Genomic DNA, 11,535 nt, shown 5'->3' with positions numbered 1-11,535 from the left:
CCATGGCAAATGGTCAGGTTGTCCTCATCACAACTGAACCGTTGGGAGGCGGTTTGCCTGTTCGCTCGGTCTACTATGTGGCTGAGCAGGATCCGGCAAAGGCCGAGGCCATTATCGCCGCAATGATGGCCCCGAACGAAAGGGTCGAGGCCTTTGGGGCGCTTCCGGAGCCAGCCGTCAAAGCGCTCGGATTGAAGCCCGGTGACTTCACGCGCGGATGACGTTCGAGAAGCTCCAGCTCGACTGCACCCTCACTTGCACGGCTTGGAGTCCCTGACGTCGAACCGGCCCATCGCGCCCGCGATCACGAAATCGTTGTAGTCGAGCACCAGCGCGCGGGAGACGCCGTTCTCGAACAGCTCGAACGACATCGCGTAAACCGGCGTCTGCTCGCCTTCCTTGGTCTTGGCGTCGCGATCGTAATAGCTGACGGTCACGGGCCAACGGGTCAGCGTCTTCATCTGGTCGTTGGCGGTCGAGGGATCGGGCGATGCGATGCTGCGGGTGCCCGGAATCGGCTGCCCGATCACCGACAGCGTGTTGTAGACCTTCTCGCCATTGTCGGAGCCATCATAGACCATCAGTTCCAGCACCGATTTGCCCTCGCGCGCGGCGGCGATGATGTGCTGGATCTGCTCGGTCGGGAACACGACCTTGCCGTCGAGTTCGAACGTCTTCGCAACCGGCTGTTTCAGCTTCACCGTGATCCGGTCGCCGACCCGTTCAGCCACACCGTCGATCGGAGCGGAATCGGCATCGTTCATCCGCGTATCGATCTTGAAGCGGTAGCTCTTGCCACCAGCATCTTCCCAGGAATGCGAGCGCAGATCGCTCAGCGTCAGCTTGCCCTCGCCGCTGTCGAGTTCCGACACCTGGCGAAATTCGGACGTGTAGCCCTCGCAGGCGCTGCCCGAAAAATTGTAGAGAATGCGCCCGCGCGCACCCGATATCGCGTTGGTCCCGCGCGACTTGACCAGCTTCAATTCATACAGCGCCTGATGGGCGAGAAACGGCCCGCTGGCGCCGGCCAGCGCCGGTCCGCTTGCGAAGCCGGATATCAGGGTCGCGGCAGCCGAGAACGCCAAAGCACGGACCGGAATCGGGAACGAGCTAGCCATGTCCAGTTTTTTCCTCGAGGGAGATTCGCTTACTTTAGTGATGGCTCCATTGCGTCGCAACTAGGGCGGCGTCACGAAAACGCAAGAATTAGATACCGAAGCGTCCTGTTTTTCGGCATTTTCGGCAGGATGGCGCTCGGTCACGGCAAGGGACGTCGAGCCACCGTCGCTTGCAAGTGAAAGCGCGATGCGCGAAACAATGCGCGCCTGACTGCTGGTCGGGCTCGGTCACATCAAGCGGGGACGAAAAACATGGCGGGTACGGTCGAACAGAAGCTGGCGGCGCAAGGCATCGTGCTGAACGAGCCGCGCACGCCCATGGCGAACTATGTCGGCTTCGTGCGTACCGGCAATTTGCTGTTCGTTTCCGGTCAGGTCTGCGCCAATGCGGAAGGCAAGCTGATCGCCAAGGGCAAATTGGGCGCCGGCGTCACCATCGAACAGGGCTACGCCGCGGCACAGGGCTGCGGCGTCAACCTGCTGGCCCAGGTCAAGGCAGCGCTGGGCGATCTCGACAAGGTGGTCCGTGTGGTCAGGCTCGGCGGTTTCATCAATTCCGCGCCTGACTTCCTCGACGGACCCAAGGTGCTCAACGGCACCTCCGACCTGATGGTCACGGCTTTCGGCGACAAGGGCCGGCACGCCCGCACTACCGTCGGCGTAGCCTCGCTGCCCTCGGATGCCGCCGTCGAGGTCGACGCCATCTTCGAGGTTTCCTGAGCGGAGTAACGCCCGTGCGTGCCCCGGACTGGCTGACGGCACGGCCGGTCGCCCATCGCGGCCTGCATGATATTGCGCGCGGCATCGTCGAGAACATGCCGGCGGCGGCGCAGGCCGCCGTCGATGGCAAGTTCGCCATCGAATGCGACATCCAGCTTTCGTCTGACGGTGAGGCGATGGTGCATCATGACAACGCGCTCGGCCGCCTCACCGAGGGTTCCGGCGCGCTGCTCGGCAAGACCGCGGCCGAGCTGAAGGCGGTTGCGTTCAAGAATACGCCGGAGCGGATGATGACGCTCGGCGATCTCTGCGCGCTCGTCGCCGGCCGCGTGCCGCTGGTGATCGAGGTCAAGAGCCATTTCGATGGCGACCGCCGGCTGGTGAAACGGATGGCGGAGGTGCTCGCCTCGTATGACGGCCCTGCCGTCGGCATGTCCTTTGATCCGGACCAGGTGGTGGCGCTGCGCGAACTGATCCCCGGCCGCGCGCGCGGCATCGTGGCCGAGCGCGAATATACCGCCGAGGAATGGCCGGAAGCGTCAGCCGAACAGCGCCACGGTATGACGCATCTGCGCCACGCCTTCCGGAGCCGGCCGCATTTCGTCGCCTATTGGGTGGATGAACTGCCCGCAACCGCCCCCTGGGTCGCCCGCAACATTTTTGGGCTGCCGCTGCTTGCCTGGACCGTGCGCACGCCCGAGCAACGCGCTCGCGCCGCGCGCCACGCCGACCAGATGATCTTCGAGGGGTTCCTGCCGGGAACCTGATGCGCGCCGTCCCACCTTGAACTCGTCCGCCCGATGCACGATCTTTGCATCGTTGGCCACCATGCGCGATGGCTGATCGCACGATGGGACCGGTCCGAATTTCTAGATGGCGTCATCCGAAATCACCCTCGAAGCCGTTCCCTCCGTCAGCGACATCAAGGCTGCGGATTGGGACGCCTGCGCCAATCCGAAGCCTGGTCCGGACAGTCTCGAAAATCTCGACACGCTGGCTGCAAGCGGGTCCCAAAGTGATCCGTGCAAGGGCGCCTATAACCCCTTCGTTTCGCACGCGTTTTTCGCAGCCGCCGAAGCCTCCGGCTCGGCCTGCGCCCGCACCGGCTGGGGTCCGCGGCATCTTCTGGCACGGCTCGACGGCGAAATCGCCGGCATCGTGCCCTGCTATCTGAAATCGCATTCGCAAGGCGAATATGTCTTCGATCGCGGCTGGGCGGATGCCTATGAGCGTGCCGGCGGACGCTATTATCCAAAGCTGCAGGCCTCGGTGCCCTTTACCCCCGCCACCGGCCCGCGGCTGCTGATCCGCGACGGCGTCGATCGCGAGCGGATCGGAACCGCGCTGGCGAGCGGGCTGATGGCGCTCTGCAACGCGACCAACGCTTCCTCGGTGCATGTAACCTTCGCCCCGGAGACGGAAGCAAGGTTTTTGGGGACACATGGCTTCCTGCTGCGCAACGACCAGCAGTTTCACTGGCACAATGAGGGCTACGGGACTTTTGACGATTTCCTGACCTCGCTGAACTCGCGTCACCGCAAGGCGATCAAGCGCGAACGGCGCGAGGCCACCGCCGCCGGGATCACGATCCACCATCTGACCGGCAGCGACATCACCGAGGACGCCTGGGACGCGTTCTTCGCGTTCTACATGGAGACCGGCTCGCGCAAATGGGGCCGGCCGTATCTGACCCGAAAATTCTTCTCGCTGATCGGCGAGACCATGAGCCGCGACGTGCTGCTGGTGATGGCCAAGCGCAACGGCCGCTGGATCGCCGGCGCGATCAACTTCATCGGCTCCGACACGCTGTTCGGCCGCAACTGGGGCGCCGTCGAGCATCACCCGTTCCTGCATTTCGAGGTCTGCTACTATCAGGCGATCGATTTTGCGATCCAGCGCGGCCTCAGGATCGTGGAGGCTGGCGCGCAGGGCGAACACAAGCTGGCGCGCGGCTACCTGCCGCAAACCACCTATTCCGCGCACTTCATCGCCGACCCCGACTTGCGCCGGGCGATTGCCGACTATCTGAAGCGCGAGCGCGCCTACGTGGCGGCGGCCGGACGCGAACTGACCGAGGCCGGCCCGTTCCGCAAGGCCGCCGACGACGCTTGACCTGTTCGGCGACCGACACGAAATTGAACCAAACCCTGAGGGAACAACCATGCCCGCCTATGACACCAACAACCCCTTCGCAAAAATCCTGCGCGGCGAGTTTCCCTGCCACAAGGTCTATGAAGACGACCACGTGCTGGCGTTCCTCGACATCATGCCGCGTTCGCCGGGCCATACGCTGGTGATACCGAAGGTCGCCGCCCGCAACATCCTCGACATCACGCCCGACGATTACGCCCACGTCGCGCGCGCCGTCCACAAGATCGCCGCCGCCGCCATGAAGGCCTTCAAGGCCGACGGCATCACCGTGCAGCAATTCAACGAGCCCGCCGGCGGGCAAGTCGTGTTCCACCTGCACATGCACGTCATGCCGCGCCACGACGGCGTCGCGCTATTGCCGCCCGCGAGCCGCAAGGAAGATGTGAAAGTGCTGGAGGACAATGCGACCAAGCTGATGGCGGCGCTGGGGTGATCTCATCCTCCCCTGGAGGGGTCCGAGACGAGCGGAGCTCGCTCGTGGATCGACGCGCGTGCAACGCGTGGCGAGGTGGGGTGACGGTCTCTCCACATGCACACTGTCGGACGTGGATGGACCGTCACCCCACCCCGCCGCTTCGCGGCGACCCGCCCCCTCGAGGGGCGGGTGAAGCTACTCCGTCTCGAAATCGCCTGCCTGCGGTTGCGCGAGCGGCGTGAATTCGCAGCGGTCGGGCTTGACGTCCAAGAGCGGCGTTTCGTCGAGGCAGTCGAGGCCGCGCACCAGGATGACGTTGCCCTCAATCTTGACGAACTTCACGATGGATGTGCCGATCGGATTCGGCCGCACCGGTGAGCGCAGCGAGAAGGTGCCGCGGGTTTTCTGGTTGTTCTTCGGGCTCTGCAGCACCAGATCGCGGCGCGACTGATGCAGCCAGTAGATCACTTCGAGATTTTCATAGAAGTCGACGCCCTTGATCGCGGGCACCCATGGCTCGAAAATTTCGAGCCGGCAGACCGGGCCGTCATGGCGGCCCTGCCGCGGCGTCTCCAGCCGCGATTTCCAGGGCGTGCGGATGCGGCCGACAAACACCAGCCCGGCGTCGCGGGCCGGCGGCATGTCGACGGTGATTTCGCCCTCGCGAACTTCGCTTTCTCGAACCATGTCCTGATCCAGATGTCCTAATCCAGTGAGATGTTGAGGGCTTTTATCACACCCGCCCACCGCGCGCGGTCGGTCGCGACGAATTTATCGATCTCGGCCTGGCTTTTGGGCTGCAGCGGCGGGAAGCCGACCTTGTCGAGCGAAGCGCGGAACGTGTCATCGCTCAGCGCCTTGTTCAAACTGGCAGTGAGTTTCTGCGCGATGTCATCAGACAATTTGGCCGGCGCGGAGACGCCATACCAGACGCTGACGCCGTAGTCCGGATAGCCGCTCTCGGCCATGGTCGGCACATCGGGCAGATCAGGGATACGCTTCGCGGAAGAGACCGCCAGCGCGCGCAGCAATCCGCCCTTCACCGGCGGCAGCGCGGTGCCGAGCGTGTCGAACATCAACTGGATATTGCCAGATATCAGATCGGTCAGCGCAGGTCCTGCGCCCTTGTAGGCGACGTGGACCATGTCGACGCCGGCCATCTGCTTGAACATCTCGCCGGCGAGATGAATGGTGCCGCCGGTGCCGGCCGATCCGAAATTGAGTTTTCCCGGGTTCTGCTTGGCATAGGCCACGAACTCCGCGACCGTCTTGGCCGGCACGGACGGATGGACCTCCATCACGACAGGCAGATCGGTGACCAGCGCCAGCAGGCGGAAATCCCTGACGGGATCATAGGGCAGCTTCTTGTAGAGCATCGGATTGAGCACGAAGATCGACGCCGCGGTGAAGAACAGCGTGTAGCCGTCGGGCTCGGAACGCGCCGCGGCTTCGGCGCCGATCGCGCCCTGCGCGCCGGCCTTGTTCTCGACCACGACAGGCTGTTTCAGGTCGCGGCCGAGATATTCGCCGACCATGCGGCCGAGCACGTCGGTCGGGCCGCCCGCGGCATAGGGCACGATCAGCTTGATCGGACGTACCGGATATTCCGCAGCATGGGCTAGTGGCGCGGCGCAGACGAGAGCGCTCACTAGCGCCGACAATTTCAGCCAGTTCATTTCGTTTCCTCGGCGTTTCTTATGCGGCGGACAGTAGCGGATTATCCGCCGCCTGCAATCAACCGAGCCACCATTTCCCGGCCAGCAACACGATCTCGCCGCAGACCACGCCGGCAAAGATCGAGCGTCGCGTTAGCATGAAGATCGCAAAGCCCCCGCCGCAACCGCGCTGTAGCGCAGCCAGTCCGGCACGCCGGCCAGCGCGCCCGGCGGCTGCACCAGGATCTGGGCGATGACGCCGGCGAGGATCGCGGTCGCCACCGCCCTCACCCACACCAGAACTTCCGACCCCTCGTCGACGCCGGCGCCGAACTACAGCCCGGCCATCCGCCAGACCTCGTTGGGCAGGAAGCCTGCGAGCACCAGAACCAGCAGCGCGTGCGGGCTGCCAAAAAACTCGCTCGCGCGCCCGCAAGCCGAGGGATGGATTGCTCCGTCGCTGGCGCTCCCTTGCGCAAACGCTTTGCATTTGTCGCAGTCAAAGGCGAGATCGAGTCTACTGTCTCTCGTACGTTTTGCCAAAGGCCATAATCCAGTCGCGCTGCTCATCGGTATCCGGCACCGTCAGGCCGCGCGCGGCTTTGATCCGCGCGAGCGCATCATTGGCCTCGATTCCTGAGCAGATCAGCGCACATGCCGCGATCATGGATGACCTGCCGATCCCTGCACGACAATGAATCGCTACGGAGCGGCCGTTAGCAATGCCGCTGGCTATAGAACTCGCGATCTGCAACACGTCGGCCCCGTTTTCAGCCACGCCGCGGTCTGGAATCGGAAAGGACAGAAATTCGATCCCGCTCGATCGGCAAAGCTCGGCTTCGCGTAGCAATCCAAGCTCGGACACCTCATCACGTTCGAGAAGGCTTACGACCATATTCAGGCCGGAAGCCTTCCACTCGCCGATCTCCGTCTCCAGCCAATCATCGGCGCGGGGGCGAGCGGAAATCGCTATCCGCCCGGCCGCAGATAACTCAATCCAATGTAATCGGGACATCCTGAAAGCTTCGAACAGCGCAAATGACTTTGCAAGTCCCTGGTCCGGATGAGCACAGCGATATCCGGAATAACTCTAACGCTACCCCGGATATCGCTACGCTCATCCGGCTACGATCCTACGATCCCTCACCCCGGCACGCCCCTGTTGCGCAGCACGAAGCACGCGCCGCCCGCTTTGCGGATGCGGTTGCAGAGATCGTCGGCGGCGGGCCGCGTGTCGGCGCCGATCCGGACCTGGTAGAAGGCACGCGTGCCGCGGCTGCGCATCACCGATGAGAGCAGGCTCGGATCCTGGTCGCCGATCACGGCGCTGAGCCGCTTGATGGCACGGGCGTACATCGCGAGCGCCTTGTCGCGGCTGAAGCCGGCGGCTAGCTGCACGCCCCACACTTTGGCGGCACCGAGCGTGATGCGGTTCTCGAGTTCGGTGATGAAGGGACTGGGCGCCTGCTTCAACAGCGCCATCAAGTCGCGACAGCTCGACGTCGGTATCCGCTCCGGCGTCCTGCCGCCCTTCTGCGCACTTGCCCAATCCTCGACGGTGGAGCCCGTGATGGCGATAACGTAGCTGCGCGTCTCCTGCGGCATCCCGCCGGTACCTGCGAGCCACTCCTGAACTCGGCGCGGGCCGGCGTTATACGCCGCGGCCGCCAATCCGAGATTGCCGAACTGGTCGCGCAGCTCGGCCAGGAACTCCGCCGATTTGGGCAGCGCCTGCACGGGACTGAACGGATCGAGCAGGCCGCGCTCGCTCGCGGTGCCCGGCATGAACTGCGCAATCCCCTGCGCGCGCTGGCCGCTGCGCGTCACCGGCCCGATCGCGTCGGAGCGGAAGCGGCTCTCCTGCCAGATCACGCGGGCGAAAAACTCCAGCGGCAGGCTCGAGGCTTTCGCGGCCGACTCGATCATCAGGCACATCGCCTCGCGCGTGTCGCTCTCCCGCGTTCCGTCAGCCGGCTTCGGGGCCGGTATCGCGCGTGGCTCGACGCTTGACTGGTTAGCCTCATCCGCGTCCTCGGCGCAGGCAGGCGCAACCGAGGACAAAAGCGACACCGTGCAGCACAGGGCGCGAAGAAATCGGGCTCTTTGCATGGCAGTTGCAATCCGAGAGCGCGCAGGGCGGTGAAAAACGTTAATCAAAACGATCACGGCTGGCAGGTGGATCCGCGGTTCCAGCGCAGCACGCGGCCTTTTTTGCGCTGCAATTGTCCCGAAATCGGCGCCATCGGAACCGCCGTTAATTTACGTTAATGCCGCATTTTGCGTCAGCCGGTCTTTTACGCGGCACAAAGCCGGGTAAAAGTCTCCCTCTTTGTTGGGAGACATTCAATGCGGGACCGGCGCGAGAGCGTGCGCGACAAGGTGATGTATGGCGGCGTCGCCGAGATCGGTGAACACGGCGCGACGCGCGAATGCATCGTCCGCAACATCTCCGACAACGGCGCGACCATCGAATTCAGCAATGACCTCCAATTGCCGAAAGAGCAGCTCTCGCTGCGCATCGCACGCAAGGGCCGCTCCTTCCTTGCCAAGGTGGTCTGGTGGCGCGACAATTTCGTCGGCGTCGCCTTCAAGGCGGAAAGCCCGGCCGAGCCGGTCTCCGATCTCGGGGAGCGGCTGCGCAGAAGCGAGATCAAGAAGCTGCAGCTGCAGCGCCAGATCGACGAATTGCTCGGCGAGCGCTGAGCGCCATGTCTTCAAAACCGCCAGATGGCCTGCCCGTCTATCGGCTCCTGACCGGCAAGGACGATGCTTCGTTCTGCCGACGCGTTTCGGAGGCAATTGAGCTCGGCTACGTGCTGTATGGCTCGCCTTCCCTGACATTCAACGGTGAATACGTCGTGGCCGGCCAAGCGCTGGTCTGGCCGGGCAGTTAGGCATCAAAAAGCCGGCGGTCTTGCGACACGCCGGCTCTTCGTTTTGGATTGCGGCCGCTTACACCTTGACCAGCGGGCCCTTTGAGGCCGGTCCCTTGGACCCGCCGCCGCCGTTGGGGCCGCCCGGTTTCGGCTTGCGCCTGCGGGCGCCGGGCAACTTTTCCGGCTTCGGCGTGACCGGTCCCTCGACGAACTCGAAGCCGATCTTGTCCTTGGCTTCCGCGCTCGCCTCATCCTTGACCAGCACGACGCGGACGTGGCCGCCGCCCTTGAGGTGACCGAACAGCACCTCGTCCGCCAACGGCTTCTTGATGTGCTCCTGGATCACGCGCGCCATCGGACGCGCACCCATCTGCTCGTCGTAACCATGTTCGATCAGCCAGGCTTTGGCGGTCTCCGACAACTCGATGGTGACGTCGCGGTCGGCAAGCTGCGCCTCGAGCTGGAGGACGAACTTCTCCACCACCATGCCGATGACATCGGCATTGAGATGGGCGAACGAAACGATCGCATCCAGCCGGTTGCGGAATTCCGGTGCGAACTGGCGGTTGATCGCTTCGTGGTCGTCGCCTTCCCGCTTGTTGCGCGTGAAGCCGAAAGCCTGGCGCGCGAGGTCGGCGGCGCCCGCGTTCGTGGTCATGATCAGGATCACGTTGCGGAAATTGACCTGCTTGCCGTTATGGTCGGTGAGCCGGCCGTGATCCATGATCTGCAGCAGCACGTTGTAGAGATCCGGATGCGCCTTCTCGATTTCGTCGAGCAGCACCACGCAATGCGGGTGCTGGTCCACGCCGTCGGTCAGCAGGCCGCCCTGGTCGAAGCCGACATAACCGGGAGGCGCGCCGATCAGGCGCGACACCGTGTGCCGCTCCATGTATTCGGACATGTCGAAGCGAAGCAGCTCGACGCCGAGCGAGGCCGCAAGCTGTTTGGCGACTTCGGTCTTGCCGACGCCGGTCGGACCGGAGAACAGATAGGAGCCGATCGGCTTCTCCGGCTCGCGCAGGCCGGCGCGCGCCAGTTTGATCGACGCCGACAGCGACTCGATCGCCTTGTCCTGACCGAACACCACGCGCTTGAGCGTCTGCTCGAGATGCTTCAGCACCTCGGCATCGTTCTTTGACACGCTCTTGGGCGGAATCCGCGCCATGGTCGCGATCGTGGTCTCGATCTCCTTGATGCCGATGGTCTTCTTGCGCTTGTTCTCGGCCACCAGCATCTGCGCCGCGCCGGACTCATCGATCACGTCGATCGCCTTGTCCGGCAGCTTGCGGTCGTGGATGTAGCGCGAGGAGAGCTGCACGGCCGCCTCGATCGCCTCATTGGTGTATCTCAGCCGGTGGTAATCCTCGAAATAGGGCTTCAGACCCTTCAGGATCGCGATCGCGTCTTCCACCGTCGGCTCGTTGATGTCGATCTTCTGGAACCGGCGCACCAGCGCGCGGTCCTTCTCGAAATGCTGGCGGTATTCCTTGTACGTCGTGGAACCCATGCAGCGGATCGTGCCGGAGGCGAGCGCCGGCTTGAGCAAATTGGATGCGTCCATCGCGCCGCCGGAGGTGGCGCCGGCGCCGATCACGGTGTGGATTTCATCGATGAACAGGATGGCGTTCGGATGCGCCTCCAGCTCCTTCAGCACCTGCTTCAACCGCTCCTCGAAATCGCCGCGGTAGCGGGTGCCTGCGAGCAGCGTGCCCATGTCGAGCGAGAACACGGTGGCCGCCGCCAGCACTTCCGGTACTTCGGAATCGACGATGCGCTTGGCGAGCCCTTCCGCGATCGCGGTCTTGCCGACGCCGGCCTCGCCCACGAACAGCGGGTTGTTCTTCTGCCGGCGGCACAGCACCTGGATCGCGCGGTTGATCTCGGAATTGCGCCCGATCACCGGATCGATCTTGCCGTCACGCGCCTTCTTGTTGAGGTTGACGCAATAGGTCTCGAGCGCCTCGCCCTTCTTCTTGGCGTCCTCGGTGCCCTTGGTCTCGGTTTCCTCGTCGACGCCGCGCACGGGGCGCGCTTCGGAGACGCCCGGCCGCTTGGCGATGCCGTGGCTGATATAGTTGACCGCGTCGTACCGCGTCATGTCCTGCTCCTGCAGGAAGTAGGCGGCGTGACTTTCGCGCTCCGCGAAAATCGCGATCAGCACGTTGGCGCCCGTCACCTCTTCGCGTCCTGAGGACTGGACATGAATCACCGCGCGCTGGATCACGCGCTGGAAGCCCGCGGTCGGCTTGGCGTCGTCGGCGCCGTCGGTCACCAGATTTTCGAATTCGGTTTCGAGATAGTTGACGAGACTCGTGCGCAGCTTGTCGAGATCGACGCTGCAGGCGCGCATCACCGCCGCCGCATCCGAGTCATCGATCAGCGACAGCAGAAGGTGTTCGAGCGTCGCGTATTGATGATGCCGCTCGTTTGCAATCGCCAGCGCACGATGCAGGGATTGTTCAAGGCTTTGGGAAAAAGTTGGCATTCTCGTCCTCTGTGGCCCCAGGTCATCATGATCGCCATTACCCGGTCAGGCAACAACAACCTTCGTCTTCCCCTGTCATATAGTTACCTACGATCGTGGCGAAAGACCGGTT

13 protein-coding genes and 1 pseudogene are annotated in these 11,535 nt (G+C 63.7%); 7 read left to right on the top strand and 7 right to left on the bottom strand.

Annotated features, from left to right (window positions below):
- Window positions 1-2: 2 nt before the first annotated feature.
- Window positions 3-221, top strand: a complete 219-nt coding sequence (locus V1286_RS11955; protein WP_334479757.1) for a hypothetical protein — start codon at window positions 3-5, stop codon at window positions 219-221.
- 30 nt (window positions 222-251) lie between these two features.
- On the opposite strand, the gene V1286_RS11950 is transcribed toward V1286_RS11955, so the two are convergent.
- Window positions 252-1,118, bottom strand: coding sequence for a cell envelope integrity EipB family protein (locus tag V1286_RS11950; protein WP_334479756.1), 867 nt, complete (start codon window positions 1,116-1,118; stop codon window positions 252-254).
- Window positions 1,119-1,370: 252 nt separating this feature from the next.
- Here V1286_RS11950 and V1286_RS11945 point away from each other — a divergent pair, with 252 nt between their 5' ends.
- The 4 genes from V1286_RS11945 (at window position 1,371) to V1286_RS11930 (ending at window position 4,422) form a co-directional block, all read left to right on the top strand.
- Entirely contained in the window at window positions 1,371-1,838 is a 468-nt protein-coding gene (locus V1286_RS11945; protein WP_247785992.1) for a RidA family protein, read from the top strand.
- A 14-nt stretch (window positions 1,839-1,852) separates the two neighbouring features.
- Window positions 1,853-2,605: a glycerophosphodiester phosphodiesterase family protein gene (locus V1286_RS11940; RefSeq protein ID WP_334479755.1), complete on the top strand. Its 753-nt coding sequence runs from the start codon at window positions 1,853-1,855 to the stop codon at window positions 2,603-2,605.
- 106 nt (window positions 2,606-2,711) lie between these two features.
- Window positions 2,712-3,950 carry a GNAT family N-acetyltransferase gene (locus V1286_RS11935; protein ID WP_334479754.1) on the top strand — a complete coding sequence of 413 codons (1,239 nt, stop codon included), beginning with the start codon at window positions 2,712-2,714 and terminating at the stop codon, window positions 3,948-3,950.
- Window positions 3,951-3,999: 49 nt separating this feature from the next.
- On the top strand, window positions 4,000-4,422 hold the full coding sequence (locus tag V1286_RS11930) for an HIT domain-containing protein (protein WP_334479753.1): 423 nt from the start codon (window positions 4,000-4,002) through the stop codon (window positions 4,420-4,422).
- A 177-nt stretch (window positions 4,423-4,599) separates the two neighbouring features.
- Here V1286_RS11930 and tsaA read toward each other — a convergent pair whose 3' ends face one another.
- The 5 genes and pseudogenes from tsaA to V1286_RS11905 form a co-directional block, all read right to left on the bottom strand.
- Window positions 4,600-5,091 (bottom strand): tRNA (N6-threonylcarbamoyladenosine(37)-N6)-methyltransferase TrmO, encoded by a 492-nt coding sequence (gene tsaA, locus V1286_RS11925; RefSeq protein WP_334479752.1) that lies wholly within the window; start codon window positions 5,089-5,091, stop codon window positions 4,600-4,602.
- A 17-nt stretch (window positions 5,092-5,108) separates the two neighbouring features.
- Complete coding sequence (locus V1286_RS11920) at window positions 5,109-6,080, bottom strand: Bug family tripartite tricarboxylate transporter substrate binding protein (RefSeq protein WP_334479751.1); 972 nt, start codon at window positions 6,078-6,080, stop codon at window positions 5,109-5,111.
- Between the two features lie 58 nt (window positions 6,081-6,138).
- Window positions 6,139-6,407, bottom strand: a pseudogene (locus V1286_RS11915) (AzlD domain-containing protein).
- Window positions 6,408-6,576: 169 nt separating this feature from the next.
- Entirely contained in the window at window positions 6,577-7,074 is a 498-nt protein-coding gene (locus V1286_RS11910; RefSeq protein ID WP_334479749.1) for a protein-tyrosine phosphatase family protein, read from the bottom strand.
- Between the two features lie 128 nt (window positions 7,075-7,202).
- Window positions 7,203-8,168, bottom strand: coding sequence for a lytic transglycosylase domain-containing protein (locus V1286_RS11905; RefSeq protein ID WP_334479747.1), 966 nt, complete (start codon window positions 8,166-8,168; stop codon window positions 7,203-7,205).
- A 237-nt stretch (window positions 8,169-8,405) separates the two neighbouring features.
- On the opposite strand from V1286_RS11905, the gene V1286_RS11900 reads away from it, so the two are divergent.
- Window positions 8,406-8,762, top strand: a complete 357-nt coding sequence (locus V1286_RS11900; RefSeq protein WP_334479745.1) for a PilZ domain-containing protein — start codon at window positions 8,406-8,408, stop codon at window positions 8,760-8,762.
- Between the two features lie 5 nt (window positions 8,763-8,767).
- A complete protein-coding gene (locus tag V1286_RS11895; RefSeq protein WP_417021131.1) occupies window positions 8,768-8,953 on the top strand; it encodes a DUF1737 domain-containing protein in 186 nt (61 codons plus the stop codon).
- Between the two features lie 58 nt (window positions 8,954-9,011).
- Here V1286_RS11895 and clpA read toward each other — a convergent pair whose 3' ends face one another.
- On the bottom strand, window positions 9,012-11,423 hold the full coding sequence (clpA, locus tag V1286_RS11890) for an ATP-dependent Clp protease ATP-binding subunit ClpA (protein ID WP_334479744.1): 2,412 nt from the start codon (window positions 11,421-11,423) through the stop codon (window positions 9,012-9,014).
- Window positions 11,424-11,535: the final 112 nt, after the last annotated feature.

The organism is Bradyrhizobium algeriense, assembly GCF_036924595.1.
Lineage (GTDB): Bacteria > Pseudomonadota > Alphaproteobacteria > Rhizobiales > Xanthobacteraceae > Bradyrhizobium > Bradyrhizobium algeriense.
Note: the sequence above shows the minus strand (reverse complement) of the source record. Positions and strands in the feature narration are given on the sequence as shown.